The following is a 14783-nucleotide window of genomic DNA, read 5'->3' as shown; positions in this document are numbered from 1 at the left end:
TCAGATGCAGGTGGACCGTCATCGCGGGCTCCCACGGGTGGCGTCGGGTTCGGGGCGGCGGTCGGCGGTAGGGCGCCGGGTCAGGCTGAGGACGAGTCCGGCCAGGGGGAGTGCCGCGAGCACGGCGAGGGCCACCGGCACCGGCACGATGCCGGACAGACCCGCGACAGCGGCCGGACCGATCCCGCCACCCAGGGCGTTCATGAAGTTGAGCAGGCCCTGTGCGGTGTCGCGGTCGTCCGCGGCGACCAGGTCCGGCGCGAGGCTCACCAGTACGGCTTGGGCGCCGGCGAACCCGCACACGGTCAACGCCGTGCCGACGACAATCGGGATCGGCCCGGTGGAGATCGCGACCACGAGCACGCCGACGACGGTGAGTGCCGCAAGCCCGGCCGACACCTGCCAGCCGGCGAACCGGTCGGTCAAGGTGCCGACCAGCCGCCCGGCCAGCACCGAGCAGGCGGCGGCCGGGACCAAGAGCACGCCGGCTTCCAGGGGGCCACCGCCCGTGGCCTGCTCGATCAGGGACGGGGCGCGGAACAGCACCCCGTAGTAGCCGGCGAAGACGGTCCCGCCGATGAGCCCGGCCGCCAGGAAGCCGCGGGATGCGATCACCCGCCGAGGCACGAACCCGTCGGGCGTGCTTCGCACGCGCCACCACAGTCCCACGGCGGCGAGCGCCCCGGCGCTAGCCACGACGAGCGTGACCGGAGCGGGCAGGCCGACCGAGTGTGCCTGCAGCAACGTGATCAAGGAGCCGGCGAATACCGACAGCACGGCCGCGCCGACGATATCGAGTCGCCCGGTCGAGCCGTTTCGCTCGCCGCTACCGCTCCGCGTCAGCGCGCGCCTACTCGGCAATGCGGCCAGCAGGAGGGGCAGCGCGAGGACCGGGATCGCGAGCACGGCACGCCACCCGAGCCATGCGGTCACCGCCCCGCCCAACAGTGTCCCGCACCCCGACGCCGTCGCGCTGGCGGCCGCGATGATTCCCAGGGCGCGGATCCGTTGCCGCCCGGGAAGGGCGGTGGCCGCGGCAAAGACGGCGATCACGGTCGCGCCCGCCCCGGCGCCGCCGATCAGCCGGCCGACGATCACGACGGACAGTGTCGGCCCGGCTCCGGCGAGCGCGGAGCCCGCGGCGAGCGCCACGACCCCGGCGACGAGGACCTGGAAGGGGCTCCAGCGGACCAGCAGCCGACCCGCGACCGGCATCGCGAGCGCGGAGGTCAGCGACCACGCGGCGAGAATCCATGCGGTGGCCCCGAACGGCACCGCGAGTGCGCGGCCGATGGCCGGCAGGGCCACCGACGGCGCTCCCAGTGCCACGTACATCGGCAGCACCAGCATCCCCAAAGTCAGCCCCAGCCGACGCCCGTCCGGGGCGTCGGCTCGCTCCGGTGCCGGGGCCCCTCCAGACGGGATCGTCTGCGGCGTCGTCCCCTGCCGGGTATGTTGTGACATGCTAAAGCTCCTTTGGGTGTAACATTACGAGGCAGTGAGGAGATACGTCAAATGCAGGATGCGTATTACAGCCCATCGGTGGTCCAGACCGCCGTCGACCTGGCCAACACCTTGAGGCCGATCAAGGGAGAGGACGCGCTCGAGACCGTGGAGCAGCTCCGGGACTTCCTTGACGACCATCCCGCGGCTGAGCCTCCGAGTTCGGCCGCGAACCAAGGGACCGGTCCGCGGCATCTCACCCGCGCCGACCTGGCGGAAGTCCGCGCGCTGCGCGAGACGGTGCGTGAGGTGCTCGAACGGGCGAACGTGGACGCGGTCGAAGCCGCGGCTCTGATCAACGACGGTCTGCGTCGCAGCCGCGCCACCCCGGTACTGCGCCACGAGGATGACCGCTGGTGGACCGAGGTGACCTCCGACACCGACCGCTGCTCGGCGCACCTTGCCGCGACTACGCTCAGCGCACTGGCCTCCGTGATCGCCACGCTCGGTCCCGCTCGTCTCGGCGTATGTGCCGGGCCGACCTGCCGGGCCACTTTCGTGGACCTCTCGCGCAACGGCTCGAAGCAGTACTGCACCCGAACCTGCGCACACCGGGCCAGCGTCGCGGCCTACCGGAGCCGGCGCAGCCCGCGTTGAGCGCCGGCACCTGACCCTGCCAGGCCGGCTCCGGGGTTTCGTCCGAGCCCGCCTTCGGCGAACTCGTTCGGGCCTCCGAGGGCGTTCCTCGTGATGCGATCTGCATCGCAGCGAAAGCCGCAATGCAGGCCCGGGACCGCAAGATCTCCGTTCCGATCGTCCAGGACGCAGCGCGAGCCTGGTATCAGTCCGACAAGGCGCGTGCTCTCCGCGCGTATCCCGAGCCGGACCGACTCCTGAAATGGCTCATCGACGATGTCATCCGAGCCAACGCGTAGAAGGCGCATAGGTTCCTCGTCAACGAAAGCGACGTCGACAACCCCGTTCTTCTCGCGCTCTTCGACGCCCGAGGAAACCCAGCGGCCGATGTCGAGATCGTCGATCCAGAGCTTGAAGCCCTTGTGGAACCACTTGTAGCTCAGCGGCCGATGGCCGTCGCGGTCGCGGATGTTGGTGGGGAACAGCGCCATCTGGGCGCGTTCCTCAGCGGTGCGCGTTTGTCCAGTTCATGGTCGGAGCGTAGAAAGCTCCTGGAGGCGATGACCATGTGGGCCGTCTAGCGGCGGCCTCCTCCCCGAGACGTGGGGTAGTAGCTGCGCCATTGGACAGGGTGGAGGCTCCCAACGGGTAGGGACAGCGCCCCGAGGTAGAGCTCGATTGATCCGGCCAGGCCCCAAGAACCGGTACCTGATGCAGCGGGACGCACGGAGGGTCCGTGCCCGACTTCCGGGACGGACCCTCCGCATAGCCGCCACCGGCATCGACTTTGATGGCGGATCTGGCGCAAACCGTCGACACCGGCCTTTGCCACCGCTTTGCCTTCGTGCATGCTGGTTCCGAGCCTGGTAGCCGCCGGCCGGACCGCGTTCAAACGGGTCTGCATTGCTCAACGGGGGAAGCGATGATCGAGACGGTGTTCCGGACCGAGGATGTGCCCGCAGCCGACCGGTTCGAGGCGTGGCGTGAGCAACTGGCCAGGACGCATGCGCCAGTGGAAGTCACCCGCCGCGAGACTGCGGATTACCATGCACACCAGCGCGTTTTCGAACTCGGAAGCGTGGTCGTGTGGCCGACTGGCATGCAGCCGATAGACCTTCGACGGACACCGAAGCTCATCCGGCAGTCGGACCCCGAGATGTACCACCTCTCGCTGATCACTCATGGGTCGGTGGGGTTCGCGATGAGCGGCCGGGATGCCGTGTACCACCCGTACGATCTGCGTACCAACGATACGTCGCGGCCGTTCGAGATCCACATGGACGAGCGCCAGGACCAAGTCACCTGCGTGGGCGTCGAAGTGCCCAAAGCCCGATTGCACTTGCCCGCGCGCCAGGCCCACCAGGTGATCGGCCGACGGCTCACGGGACGCCACGGGTTCGGTGCCCTGCTGGCGGGATTCCTCACCAACCTGGTCAAGGACACCAGCTCCTACACAGCCGCCGATGGCCCTCATCTGGAGACCGTCCTGGTCGACCTGCTGTCCGCGCTGCTCGCCCGTGAAGTCGACTCCGCCGAGTCGCTGCCGCCCGAGAGCCACAGACGGACCCTCGTGCTGCGTATCCGGGCGTTCATCGGGCATCGCCTGCATGACCCCGACCTGACGCCGGGCACCATCGCCGCCGCGCACAACATCTCGGTCAGCCACCTTCACAGACTCTTCCAGGGCCAGGACGACACGGTCGCTGCCTTCATACGCCGAGAGCGCCTGGACCGTGTCCGTCGTGACCTTGCCGACCCTGCCTGGTACGCAACCCCGCTTCACGACATAGCCGCGCGCTGGGGTTTTCAGAACTACGTCAGCTTCACCCGAGCCTTCCGCGCCGCCTATTTACTCTCCCCCAGCAGCTACCGACAACAAGCCCGCAGGGCGGCGTAGACGGAAAGTCAACTGATCACGCACTGATAGCCAACGACAGCAGCGGCGACAACAGGGCGGGCTGAGACTCTTCGGCGTCTCGTCCTCCACGGTGTGCCGGGTTATCCAGCGCTGGGGCCGTTGCCCGCGCTGGAGCCCGTCTCCCGCCCGGCCGATGCCCCCGAGCGGATGTGGATCGTGGACGGCACCCTCATCCCGGTCCGCGACCGGAAGGTTGCCGCCTCCAGTCGCGACTACCGGTTCTCCGCGAACGTCCAGGTCATCGTGGATGCGGACACCCGGCTGGTGATCGCGGCCGCGCGTCCGATGCCGGGGACCACGGCGGACGCGCATGCCTGGCGAGCATCCGGGCTGAGCGAGCACTGCCAGGGTGTGACCGTGCTCGGTGACGGCGCCTAGCTCAACTGCGGGATGGCGGTGCCGCACCGCAAACGTCCCGGGCGACCTCTGCTGAAGGGCGAGGAGGGCGGCAAAGCCGAGCACCGCAGGGTCCGTGCCCGCGTGGAACACCTCATCGGCCGGATGAAGAACCACAAGATCCTCCGCGACTGCCGCCAGCGCGGCGACAGCCTCCATCACGCGGTCCAGGCCGTCGCCCACATGCACAACCTCGCCCTGGCCTCATGAGCAGACAGCCCCGCTCACGGGCTCTGACCTGCCCGAGAGCAGCCTTGTGCAACACCCTTTAGTACGGCTGAAGGGGTTGGACTATCCGTCGTGTGCTTCGAGGTCGGTCGCCAGCGTCTGTTGGGTGGCCGCCCACGACGCCAGGAGCGCCAAATTGTCAGCGGTCGGTGTGCCCGCGGGTGCGGTGTAGACGTTGAAGTGCAGGCCGGGTTCGGCGGGCAGTTCCAGGGACTCGACGTCCAAGTCGAGCTGGCCCACGATCGGATGGCGCACACGCTTGCGGCCGGACCGGTGCAGCCGCACGTCCTGAGATGCCCACCGCTGCCGAAATAGCTCACTGCACGTTGACAGTTCGCCGACTAGGGCGATCAGCTCCTCGTCGTGCGGATTGCGGCCGGCTTCCATGCGTAGCTTCGCGGCCACGGCACCGGCAATTTGGTCGTAGTCGACAAAGAAATCTCTGGCCGCCTCGGGGTTCAGATAGACGAACCGCGCTGTGTTCGCGGGCCGTCGCGGGTCGGCCAGCACCGGTGAATACAGCGCGCGAGCGAGTTGATTCATGGCGAGCACGTCATAACGGCCGTTACCGATCCAGGCCGGCGCATCGGAGATCGCGTCGAGCACCTGGTGCAGCGTCGAGCGCACCGTCACGGCATGCCTACGCCGGCGTGGGCCGCTGGGCGCCCTGGATTGGCGCGCGAGGTGGAACAGGTGGTCGCGCTCGGCCTCGTCGAGTTGCAAGGCAGAGGCCAACGCGTCGAGCACGCCATCGGAGGCACCGGCGAGGCTGCCGCGCTCCATGCGCACGTAGTAGTCGACCGATACCCCCGCCAGTAGCGCCACCTCCTCGCGGCGCAGACCTTTGACCCGACGGTTGCCGCCGTAAGCGGGCAGGCCCGCCTGCTCGGGTGCGATGCGGGCGCGACGCGAGCCGAGAAACTCCCGGATCTCGGTGCGTAGATCCATCGTGGCCATCCCCTTACCGTAAGCCCGTCCCGCAGTCTAAGGGGTGCCTGATGCGGTCGTCGCGATGCCGCCGTCTACCGGAATGATGGTGCCCGTGAGGTAGGACCCAGCCCGGCTAGCGAGAAACACGGCGATACCCGCCATGTCGTCGTCGCGGCCGAGCCGGCGCAGAGGGGTCGCCGCCGCGATCGTGTCGCCGATGGCATCGAGCGTGGACGCCATCATCTGCGACGGGAACACTCCCGGTGCTACCGCGTTCACCGTGACGTGCTGTGGGCCCAGCTCTCTGGCAAGCACTCTGGTGAGTTGATGGAGTGCCGCTTTGCTGCTGGCGTACGAGTAGTTGGGCGACTGGGCGACGTGGATGGCGGCGATACTGCCGATGTTAATGATCCGCGCGGGATCACCGACGGTGCCCGCCCTGCGAAGGGCGGGGAGCAGCGCCTGCACCAGCCAGAACGGCGACTTGAGGTTGAGGTCGATCACTGAGTCCCATGCCTCGTCCGGGAACGTCTCCAGCGGCTCGCGCCACATCGCTCCCGCGTTGTTGACAAGGATGTCCAGGCGTTCCGAGTCGGCCTTGACAAGATCAGCGAGGCGCTGACACTCGTCGTGCCTGGACAGGTCGGCGGGGATTGCTCGAACGTCGCCGAATTCGGACAGTAGACGCTGTGCCTCCGCGCACGTGTCTGCCTTGCGTGAGCTGATGACGACGCGGGCACCCGCCTGGAGAAGGCCGCGCGCTATCATCATTCCAATGCCCTTGGTGCCGCCAGTGACAAGGGCGTACTTCCCACTCAGATCGAAAAGTTCTGTGTGAGTGGTGAATTGGTTGTCCGCCATTGGTCTCCGTCCCTTCTGTCGTGGAAGAATGCGCCGACACGGTCGCGCATTCGGGGCAGCTGAATTGAACTGATGGGGGTAAAGCTGCAGTGCGTGTCCATGGAGTGTTGTCGGCGCTTTCGACTCAACCAGGTTGGCAGGCGTTTTGGACGTCTGGGAGACCCTGGTGATACAGGTACTGCGAGAGCCCCCCTTGCCTGGTGCGCTGACTCACCCCGGATCCACCGGCTTGATTCCCCGTTGATCGTTTCGGGGTCGTGCAGGCCGTGTATGGGCAGAGTTGCGGATTCGGGCATGGGGTGGCCGCTGGTCTGCCCAGCTCTTCCACTTTGTCCACAGGTCTCGGGCCCTTTCGGGCAGGTGCAGGGTGAGACGGCGGGCGGAGCGGGCCAGGCGGGCGGGCACGTTGATCAGGCGGTCACGGATGGTGGCGGTGGTCGCCTTGGCATGGAACGCGGAGGCCAGGGTGCCGGTGGCGCGGGTCAGGTTGTGTGCCAGGGCCGCCAGGGCGAGCCACGCGGCATTGGCCTGGAAATGACCGGACGGCGCGTGGGCGAAGCCGCTGTTCTTGACATCGGCGATCACCTGCTCGACGACAGTGTGCCTGGCGATGATCACCCTCGGCTATCTCGGCGTCGGAGATCCAGCACTGGCCCTTCTCGTCCCAGACCGCTTGGGGGTATTCGATCGGTGTCCAGGCGTCCTCGTCGATGCGGGCGATGGTGGCCTTGACGGAGGCGTTCATCCGCATGGTGACGGAGAAGCGGGCACCCGGGACCCGGCAGGCGTTGATGATGTCGGCGCCGTAGAACGCGGAGTCCGCCCGCGGCACCAGCAGGCCGCTGGTGCCGCAGGCGCGTGCGGTGCGGATGGTCTCAGCGACGAACGCTGCCGCCCCGCGCGTGGAGTTCGAGGGTCCCTTGCGCAGCCTGGTGGTGGCGATCACGTGGGCGGACAGGGGTGTGGAGACGACGCCGAGCAGTGCATTCAGGCCCTTGACCTTGCTGTATCCGTAGCCAGCGCCCTGTTTGGCATAGCCGTGGGTGCGGCGGATGGTGTCGTCGATGTCCACGTTTGCGGCCTGGTCCGCGCCGGGCAGCAGCGGGGTGCGACGGGCCAGTTCGGGCAGGAACCGGCGGGCCACGGCGTGCGGTTGCTTCACATGCCCGTGGGTGAGGGAGCGCAGGAACGACCCCAGCGTGGACGGGGCCCGCACTCCGGAGAACAGGCGGCCCATCGCACCGTGCCGCAGCCGGTCCATGTCGTCGATGCTGTCGGCGCCCGCGGCCATGCCGCCCACCAGCGACATCGGTTTCGCCGCAGGGAAGGCGCCGGTGCCGTCGCCACCCCCGGCGCACCAGCTCGATTCGGCGAGCCGTAGGCGCCCCGGAGCGACGGGCCCATCGAGCGCGCCCATGCCCGACGTCATCGGATGCTTCCGGAAATTCTCGGCTGTTGTTCGTTCCTGTGTGGATGGCTGATTCCGCATCACATCGCTGACCTGAGGGCTGTTGGATCGTGTTGGACGTGCGGTGTCAATGCGCTGAGGGAGTGGTGACCAGCGAAAAGGATCTAGAAAAGTTCCGAAAGTTTTCAAAAGGTATTCGGCGCCCCTGATGGCCAGCGCGTTCGGTAGCGGGCGGGCGCCTGCGGCAAGACCGCCGGTCATCGTGGCGTGGGGAATCGCGATGGGCGGGCAGGGGCGGATTTCGGACGCCGAGCGGGAAGTGCGCCCGTCTCGGAGTGCCTGGGAGCGCCTTGAGCCAACCGTGGGCACAATATTGTCGGCTGTCATGGTCATGCCTAACCTCAGGGGTGAATCTCGTGATCACCAGGAGGTGGTTGCACCATGACCGCAATCAGAACCGTGCTGGCGGCTGTCGCCGGCGCCTTGGCACTTCTCGTCTCTGGTCTCGTCTTCGCGCCGCAGGCAACGGCGGCTTCGCTCGTGGAGGTGACCAGCTTCGGCAGCAATCCGGGCAATCTGCGCATGCACGTGTACGTGCCGGACTCCCGCCCGGCCAAGCCGGCGATCGTGGTCGCCATGCACGGCTGTGGCGGCTCGGGACCGGGCTTCTACCAGAGCAGCGAGTTCGCGTCGCTGGCCGACCAGCGTGGCTTCGTCGTCATCTACCCGACCGCCACGAAGCAGACGGCGATGAGCAACTGCTTCGACGTGTGGTCCGATGCCTCCAAACGTCACAACGGCGGCAGCGACCCGGCCTCGGTCATCTCGATGGTGTCCTATGTGGAACAGCGCTACAACGGCGACCCGCAGCGGGTCTTCGTCACCGGCAGCTCGTCCGGCGGCATGGAGACCACCGCGCTGCTGGCCGACTACCCGGACGTCTTCAAGGCCGGCTCGGCGTTCATGGGCGTCCCCTTTGGTTGCTTCGCGAACGAGGCCGACTTCCCGCCGTGGACGAGCAAGTGCGTGGGTGGGAACATGCACAAGACGGCACAGGAATGGGGCAACCTGGTCCGGCAGGCGTACCCGGGCTACTCCGGCACCCGTCCTCGCGTGCAGCTGTGGCACGGTACCAACGACACACTCGTGCCTTTCCAGCTCATGCAGGAAGAGACCAAGCAGTGGACGGACGTCTTCGGGCTGAGCCAGACGCCGACCTCGACGGACCAGCCGCAGCCGAGCTGGACGCGGCAGCGCTTCGCCGGGACCGACGGCGCCGTGCGGCTGGAAGCCATCAGCGTCTCGGGGGCCGGGCACCAACTGCCGATGGGTGGCATGGCCGCGGCAGCCGTGCAGTTCTTCGGCCTCTGAGTCTGTTGCGCGAGCTCGGCAGTTGGCCTGACCTGATGGTTTCGAGTCCTCCCTGAGACAGCCAGGCGGTCGTTCCTCACGCTTCGAGGCGTCGATCGACGTCGGTGCGGAGGAACGGCCGCTGGCCGAACAGGGTCTGACGCACGCCACCGCTCAGGCACTCTGGGTGATCGAGGCGACCCTGGCCCTGAGCCCCTTCGCCCGACTGGACACGGACGACCTGGTTCACCTGGTGAGTCTTTTGGGGAAGGCCCTTGAACCGGCGACCGACGTGAGGGTCAGGAGAACTACTCGCGCTGGTCGTCGGCCGGAGTCCACGGCGAAGCGCGTCTGGCACGTCGTTCGGGGCCGCCCTCGGGTTCCGCTGCGCTTGCCGCGGTATCGCTCCTACGACCCCTCACCGGGCCGGTACGCCGGGCAAGCCGCACCGCGGCGAGACTCCTGACGAGTCCGCCCTGCCCGCCGACTACCGCGAGATCCTGGCGATCGTGCGGGCCGCCGACGGCCCGGTCCAGGTCAGCCGGCGATCGCCGAAGTCTCTTCGCGGGGCGGCGCTGTTGAGGCGCGCACCATGAGTTCGGTGGCGAGTTCGATGTGGTGGGACTCGACCTTTTCGCCGTTGGCCAGTCGGAGGGCGGTGCGCAGGGCGGCACTGCCCATCTCCCGTAGTGGCTGGCGCACGGTGGTCAGTGGTGGTGAGGCCATCTGGGCGAGGCTTGTGTCGTCGAAGCCGACCACACTCAGGTCTTCGGGGATGCGCAGGCCTCGGGCGCGGGCGGTCTCGATGACACCGAGGGCGATCTCGTCGTTGCCTGCGAAGATCGCCGTCGGTGGCTCTTGCAGGCCCAGGAGCGCCGCGGCGCCGAGCAACCCGGTCTCGTACGTGAATTCTCCGGGCCGGACGTAGGCGTTGGGTACCTGCGCTCCTTCCGCTTCCATGGCGGCGCGGTAGCCGTGCATGCGTGCCTGATTGCATACGGCCATGGTCGGTCCGCCGAGATAGGCGACGCGGCGGTGGCCCAGGGAGAGCAGGTGCTGGGTGGCGGCCAGGCCGCCGGCGAAGTTGGTCGCCCCGACGCTGTTGACCCGGCTGTCCGGCAGGTGCAGTGGGTCCAGCACGACCAGCGGCAGCCCGGCCCGGGCCAGTTCGTTCAGATGCGCTGTGGTGTACACGCTGGTGACCGCGATGACGGCGCGGCGCCCGGCGGAGACCAGGTCCCGGGCCCAGTGTGGGGCGCGGGACGCCTTACTGATCACCACCGAGGCCCCCAATTCGTCGGCGGAGTCGATGATGCCTTCCAGGGTCTTTGCCACGTACGACTTGAGGCCGCCCTTGAACTGCACCTCGATGGTCGGGCTTTCGATGGCCTCGGTGTGGCGGAACACGGGCGCGAGGTAGTGGTGCTGATGCAGCAGTTCCTGCACCCGGGCGCGGGTCTGCGGCGCCACGTCACCGCGACCGTTGACCACTTTGGACACGGTCGCGACGGAGACCCCAGCCGCTTGGGCGATGTCCGCCAAAGTGGTGCGCCTGGTGTTCGGTCGCATCGGTTCCTCCCAGCTGTACGTCCACCGGTGTGGTGAGCCGCCGGTCGGTCGGCAACGCGGGTGGAACCGGTCAACCGTACGGCAACCCGGCACGAGCTCGTACGGGGAGGTGCCGACGAGCCCCTCGCCCTCGACGCGTGCGACGATCTGCCTGATATCGCGTCCGGTGAACGCGGTCCGATCGGCTTCGGGACCGCGTGCTGCGGCTCGGCAAGCACCGCGGCGCTCTCCACCGCGGTCACCGGCGGCTTGCGTACACCCGGGTGAGGTGACCGGGACCATGCCGGGCGATGTCTGCCGGCGGAACGCTCCCGGGTTTCCGCGAACACATCCTGCCAGGGCGCCACTCGCAGACTCTTGGCCTGTCCGTCGCCGCTTTCGGCCACGCGCCCCAGGCAGTTGCCGACTCAGCGGCTGCCGAGTTGCGAGACCTTGCCCACCACCGTCGTCTCGGCCAGGAGGGCATCGACCCGGTCCGGCATGGGCGGCACCGGGACCTGCCGGCGCGGCATGACCTGCACCGACAGTCGTCAGTCGCAGCCATCGCATCGTCCCCCCCCCCCCCGCACTCAACCAGCCTGTTTCGAAACAGTTTCGATCCCTGTCAGGGTTTCTCGAGGGTTCCTTCTCGCCCGATACTACGCAGCTGGATGCTGCCCGACAATGTGTCTGCACATGCCTTGACAGTGCGTCAGTTCGAAACCTAATTTGCACGAACGGAGCTCGAAGAAGGGTGTTTCGAAAAGTTTTCACTATGGCTGGTGACAAGTCGGTGGCTTCCGAGTACGGAGAAAAGACATGGCGATCCCCCTCTCTCGACGTACCCTCCTCGGCCTGGCCGCCGGAGTGCCGGTCTCGGCTGCGCTGGCGGCCTGCGGCTCGTCCGGCCCCAGCAAAAGCGGTGGTGGAGCCACGTACTGGTACCTGAGCGGCCAGCCGCAGGAAGGCGTCAGAGCCGGCGCGGTGGACGCGTTCAACAAGGCCCACCCCAAGGAGCAGATCAAAGACACCACCTTCCAGAACGACGCGTACAAGACGAAGATCAAGACCGCCATCGGTGCCGGGCAGGCGCCCACCATCATCTGGGGTTGGGGAGGCGGGACGCTGCGCACCTACGTCAAAGCGGGCCAGGTCGAGGACCTCACCTCGTGGTTCGACGAGCACTCCGAGGTCAAGAAGCGGCTGTTCCCGTCCTCGTTCGACGCGGCAACCGTCGACGGCAAGATCTACGCGATGCCGTGCGAGACCGTGCAGCCGATCATCCTCTACTACAACAGGAAGGTCTTCGACCAGGTCGGCGTGAAACCACCGAAGTCCTGGGATGACATCATGGCGCTGGTGCCCAAGTTCAACGCGAAGGGCATAGCACCGTTCTCCCTCGGTGGCCAGTCCCGATGGACGAACATGATGTGGCTGGAGTTCCTGTTCGACCGCATCGGCGGTCCGGAGGTGTTCCAGGCCGTCATCGAGGGCGAGAAGAACGCCTGGTCCAACCCGCACGCCATCACCGCGCTGACCAAGGTGCAGGAGCTGGTCAAAGCCCACGGGTTCATCAAGGGCTTCTCCTCGATCACCGCGGACTCCAACGCCGACCAGGCGCTGCTGTACACCGGCAAGGCCGCGATGATGCTGCACGGCTCCTGGTCGTACGGCATCCAGCAGGCCGACGGTGGGGACTTCGTCTCCAGCGGCGCGCTGGGCTACATGACCTTCCCGCCCGTTGAGGGCGGCAAGGGCGATCCGAGCGACACCGTCGGCAATCCCGCCCAGTACCTGTCCATCTCCTCGAAGGCGAGCGCCAAGCAGAAGGAGATCGCCAAAAACTTCTTCGCCACAGGCGTCCTCCAGGACGCCGAGGTGAAGAAGTGGGTCGACAACGGGTCGGTTCCGATCCGGCTGGGCACGGAAAAGGCGCTGGCCGCCTCCAAGAGCGCCGATTTCCTGCAGTTCACCTACGACATCGCCAGCAAGGCCAAGGTGTTCGGCCAGTCCTGGGACCAAGCGCTCAGTCCGACGGCCGCCGAGACTCTGCTGGACAACATCGTCAAGTTGTTCCAACTGTCCATCTCACCACAGCAGTTCGCCCGCAACCTCAATGAGGTCACCGGCACATGAGCTCACTCACCGGCCATCCGCCGCGTCGCGAGCCGCGCAGCATCCTGCCGTGGCTGGCGACGCCGGCGCTGGTGGTCTTCGTCGGCTTCGCCGTGATTCCGCTCGTCGGTGTCTTCGCGCTGAGCTTCACCACGTGGGACGGGATCGGCGCCATCCACCCGTCGGGGCTGACCAGCTGGCGTGCGGTGCTCACCGACCCCGGGCTGCCGCACGCCCTCTGGGTGACGTTCCTGGTGATGGCCGTGTCCTGGGCCGTTCAGACTCCACTGAGTATTCTGCTCGGCACCTTCCTGGCCGGCCGCCAGCGCTACCGTGCGGTGCTGGGCGTGGTGTACTTCATCCCGCTGACGCTCAGCTCCGCGGCGATCGCGATCGCGTACAAGGCCCTGCTGGACCCCAACTTCGGGCTCGGTGCCGGGCTGAAGCTCCAGGTGCTCAGCCAGGACTGGCTGGGGCGGCCCGGGCTCGCGTTCGGGGTCGTCATCTTCGTCGTCTCCTGGCAGTTCGTCCCGTTCCACTCACTGATCTACCAGGGTGGTGTCCAGCAGATTCCGACATCCCTCTACGAGGCCGCGCAGTTGGACGGAGCCGGACGGATCCGGCAGTTCTTCAGCATCACGCTGCCTCAGCTGAAATACACCATCATCACCTCGTCCACGCTGATGGTGGTCGGGTCGCTGACCTTCTTCGACCTCATCTTCGTCCTGACCGAGGGCGGCCCCGGAGACGCCACCCGGGTCCTCGCACTGGACATGTACAAACGGGGATTCCAGGCCAGCCTGATGGGACCGGCCAGCGCCATCGCGGTCATCCTGGTCCTGGTGGGTCTGGCCCTCGCTCTGCTGCTGCGCCGGCTCGGGGGCCGGGACGCCGGTGCGAGCCAACTCGAGGGGGTCTGACGTGTCCACCACGCCGACCGGGCCGCGACGACCGCGGAAGGGCACCCACCGTGAGCGGCAACGCCACTCCCGTCAGACGGCCCGCCGGCGCAACTGGGCCGGCGGCCTGGCCGGATGGCTCTGGCTCATCGTCGTCGCCGTACCCCTGTACTGGACCCTCATCACCAGTCTCAAGGCCCAGAGCCGCTACTACGCGAGCAACCCGCTGGTGCCTTCCGGCGACCCCACACTGGACAACTACCGGCTGGTCATCGAGTCCGACTTCCTTCGCTACTTCGTGAACAGCGTCGTGGTTACCGTCGGCGCCGTGGTGCCGGCGGTCGTGTTCTCCTTCATGGCCGCCTACGCGATCGTCCGTGGTTGGCGCATGCGGGTCCTGCGTGCGATGAACGGGCTGTTCCTCACGGGTCTGGCCATCCCGCTGCAGGCGACGGTGATCCCGGTCTACCTGATCATCATCAGACTGCGTCTGTACGACAGTCTGCTGGCGCTGATCCTCCCGTCGATCGCCTTCGCCATCCCACTGTCGGTGCTGGTGCTCGCCAACTTCATCCGCGATGTGCCCAAAGAACTGTTCGACTCGATGCGGGTCGACGGCGCCACCGAATGGACGGCACTGTGGCGGCTGGCGGCACCGCTCACCCGACCGGCCATCCTCACCGTGACCATTTTCAACGCACTGACCATCTGGAACGGATTCCTGCTGCCGCTGGTCCTCACTCAGAGCCCTGACCGTCGGACCCTGCCGCTCGCACTGTGGACCTTCCAGGGCCAGTACGGGGTCAATGTCCCTGCCGTTCTCGCCGCCGTCGTCCTCACCACACTGCCCGTCCTGGTCCTGTACGCGTTCGGCCGCCGCCAGCTGCTGAGCGGTCTGACCGCCGGATTCAGCCGTTGATCGACGCCGACGCCGACGCCGACGCCGACGCCGACGCCGACGCCGACGCCGACGCTGTGGCCGGTGGCCGGATGTACTGCTCGTCTACCTGTTCGCCCGCCGCGCCCTGGTCAAGGGTCTGATGGGCGTGGG

The 14783-nt window shown here is 67.5% G+C and carries 14 protein-coding genes and 2 pseudogenes; 8 read left to right on the top strand and 8 right to left on the bottom strand.

Annotation, left to right across the window (positions count from 1 at the left end; genetic code table 11):
- Positions 1–18: 18 nt before the first annotated feature.
- The gene (locus ACZ6TD_RS01360; RefSeq protein WP_471349233.1) at positions 19–1350 is read right to left on the bottom strand and encodes an MFS transporter; all 1332 of its coding nucleotides are present in this window, start codon (positions 1348–1350) and stop codon (positions 19–21) included.
- A 165-nt stretch (positions 1351–1515) separates the two neighbouring features.
- Here ACZ6TD_RS01360 and ACZ6TD_RS01355 point away from each other — a divergent pair, with 165 nt between their 5' ends.
- The gene (locus tag ACZ6TD_RS01355; protein WP_471349230.1) at positions 1516–2100 is read left to right on the top strand and encodes a CGNR zinc finger domain-containing protein; all 585 of its coding nucleotides are present in this window, start codon (positions 1516–1518) and stop codon (positions 2098–2100) included.
- Here ACZ6TD_RS01355 and ACZ6TD_RS01350 read toward each other — a convergent pair.
- On the bottom strand, positions 2073–2570 hold the full coding sequence (locus ACZ6TD_RS01350) for a hypothetical protein (protein WP_471349227.1): 498 nt from the start codon (positions 2568–2570) through the stop codon (positions 2073–2075). The two genes, ACZ6TD_RS01355 and ACZ6TD_RS01350, sit on opposite strands and share 28 nt — an antisense overlap.
- Before the next feature lie 431 nt (positions 2571–3001).
- Here ACZ6TD_RS01350 and ACZ6TD_RS01345 point away from each other — a divergent pair, with 431 nt between their 5' ends.
- Together ACZ6TD_RS01345 and ACZ6TD_RS01340 are read left to right on the top strand one after the other, a co-directional pair.
- Positions 3002–3976 carry an AraC-like ligand-binding domain-containing protein gene (locus ACZ6TD_RS01345; protein WP_471349224.1) on the top strand — a complete coding sequence of 325 codons (975 nt, stop codon included), beginning with the start codon at positions 3002–3004 and terminating at the stop codon, positions 3974–3976.
- A gap of 67 nt (positions 3977–4043) precedes the next feature.
- A pseudogene (locus tag ACZ6TD_RS01340) lies at positions 4044–4603 on the top strand (transposase family protein); the annotation flags it as partial.
- Between the two features lie 81 nt (positions 4604–4684).
- Here the strand turns inward: ACZ6TD_RS01340 and ACZ6TD_RS01335 are convergent.
- From ACZ6TD_RS01335 to ACZ6TD_RS01320, 4 genes and pseudogenes are all read right to left on the bottom strand, one after another.
- The gene (locus ACZ6TD_RS01335; protein WP_471349220.1) at positions 4685–5578 is read right to left on the bottom strand and encodes a helix-turn-helix transcriptional regulator; all 894 of its coding nucleotides are present in this window, start codon (positions 5576–5578) and stop codon (positions 4685–4687) included.
- Positions 5579–5605: 27 nt separating this feature from the next.
- Positions 5606–6412 carry an SDR family oxidoreductase gene (locus tag ACZ6TD_RS01330; protein WP_471349218.1) on the bottom strand — a complete coding sequence of 269 codons (807 nt, stop codon included), beginning with the start codon at positions 6410–6412 and terminating at the stop codon, positions 5606–5608.
- Between the two features lie 210 nt (positions 6413–6622).
- Positions 6623–6997, bottom strand: a complete 375-nt coding sequence (locus tag ACZ6TD_RS01325) for a transposase (protein ID WP_471349215.1) — start codon at positions 6995–6997, stop codon at positions 6623–6625.
- A gap of 154 nt (positions 6998–7151) precedes the next feature.
- Positions 7152–7673 (bottom strand): annotated as a pseudogene (locus ACZ6TD_RS01320) (transposase family protein); the annotation flags it as partial.
- A gap of 588 nt (positions 7674–8261) precedes the next feature.
- On the opposite strand from ACZ6TD_RS01320, the gene ACZ6TD_RS01315 reads away from it, so the two are divergent.
- A complete protein-coding gene (locus tag ACZ6TD_RS01315) occupies positions 8262–9191 on the top strand; it encodes an extracellular catalytic domain type 1 short-chain-length polyhydroxyalkanoate depolymerase (RefSeq protein ID WP_471349212.1) in 930 nt (309 codons plus the stop codon).
- 76 nt (positions 9192–9267) lie between these two features.
- Here the strand turns inward: ACZ6TD_RS01315 and ACZ6TD_RS01310 are convergent, their stop codons facing one another.
- Positions 9268–9420 (bottom strand): hypothetical protein, encoded by a 153-nt coding sequence (locus ACZ6TD_RS01310; RefSeq protein ID WP_471349210.1) that lies wholly within the window; start codon positions 9418–9420, stop codon positions 9268–9270.
- A 287-nt stretch (positions 9421–9707) separates the two neighbouring features.
- Positions 9708–10739 carry a LacI family DNA-binding transcriptional regulator gene (locus ACZ6TD_RS01305; protein WP_471349208.1) on the bottom strand — a complete coding sequence of 344 codons (1032 nt, stop codon included), beginning with the start codon at positions 10737–10739 and terminating at the stop codon, positions 9708–9710.
- A gap of 804 nt (positions 10740–11543) precedes the next feature.
- On the opposite strand from ACZ6TD_RS01305, the gene ACZ6TD_RS01300 reads away from it, so the two are divergent.
- The 4 genes from ACZ6TD_RS01300 to ACZ6TD_RS01285 are packed head-to-tail and all read left to right on the top strand — an operon-like array spanning position 11544 to position 14773.
- Positions 11544–12854 (top strand): extracellular solute-binding protein, encoded by a 1311-nt coding sequence (locus ACZ6TD_RS01300; RefSeq protein ID WP_471358744.1) that lies wholly within the window; start codon positions 11544–11546, stop codon positions 12852–12854.
- Positions 12851–13753: a carbohydrate ABC transporter permease gene (locus ACZ6TD_RS01295; protein ID WP_471349203.1), complete on the top strand. Its 903-nt coding sequence runs from the start codon at positions 12851–12853 to the stop codon at positions 13751–13753. The genes ACZ6TD_RS01300 and ACZ6TD_RS01295 overlap by 4 nt, the downstream gene beginning before the upstream one ends.
- A 1-nt stretch (position 13754) precedes the next feature.
- On the top strand, positions 13755–14651 hold the full coding sequence (locus tag ACZ6TD_RS01290) for a carbohydrate ABC transporter permease (RefSeq protein ID WP_471349199.1): 897 nt from the start codon (positions 13755–13757) through the stop codon (positions 14649–14651).
- On the top strand, positions 14648–14773 hold the full coding sequence (locus ACZ6TD_RS01285; RefSeq protein ID WP_471349196.1) for a hypothetical protein: 126 nt from the start codon (positions 14648–14650) through the stop codon (positions 14771–14773). Before ACZ6TD_RS01290 ends, ACZ6TD_RS01285 begins: the two co-directional genes overlap by 4 nt.
- Positions 14774–14783: the final 10 nt, after the last annotated feature.

Source organism: Streptomyces yongxingensis (assembly GCF_055597465.1).
Note: the sequence above shows the minus strand (reverse complement) of the source record. Positions and strands in the feature narration are given on the sequence as shown.

Excerpts from the sequence above, each read along its gene's own strand:
- ACZ6TD_RS01330 (WP_471349218.1), bottom strand. The coding sequence starts at position 6,412 with ATGGCGGACAACCAATTCACCACTCACACAGAACTTTTCGATCTGAGT.
- ACZ6TD_RS01355 (WP_471349230.1), top strand. The coding sequence starts at position 1,516 with ATGCAGGATGCGTATTACAGCCCATCGGTGGTCCAGACCGCCGTCGAC.
- ACZ6TD_RS01360 (WP_471349233.1), bottom strand. The coding sequence starts at position 1,350 with ATGCTGGTGCTGCCGATGTACGTGGCACTGGGAGCGCCGTCGGTGGCC.
- ACZ6TD_RS01350 (WP_471349227.1), bottom strand. The coding sequence starts at position 2,570 with ATGGCGCTGTTCCCCACCAACATCCGCGACCGCGACGGCCATCGGCCG.
- ACZ6TD_RS01345 (WP_471349224.1), top strand. The coding sequence starts at position 3,002 with ATGATCGAGACGGTGTTCCGGACCGAGGATGTGCCCGCAGCCGACCGG.
- ACZ6TD_RS01315 (WP_471349212.1), top strand. The coding sequence starts at position 8,262 with ATGACCGCAATCAGAACCGTGCTGGCGGCTGTCGCCGGCGCCTTGGCA.
- ACZ6TD_RS01295 (WP_471349203.1), top strand. The coding sequence starts at position 12,851 with ATGAGCTCACTCACCGGCCATCCGCCGCGTCGCGAGCCGCGCAGCATC.
- ACZ6TD_RS01335 (WP_471349220.1), bottom strand. The coding sequence starts at position 5,578 with ATGGCCACGATGGATCTACGCACCGAGATCCGGGAGTTTCTCGGCTCG.
- ACZ6TD_RS01305 (WP_471349208.1), bottom strand. The coding sequence starts at position 10,739 with ATGCGACCGAACACCAGGCGCACCACTTTGGCGGACATCGCCCAAGCG.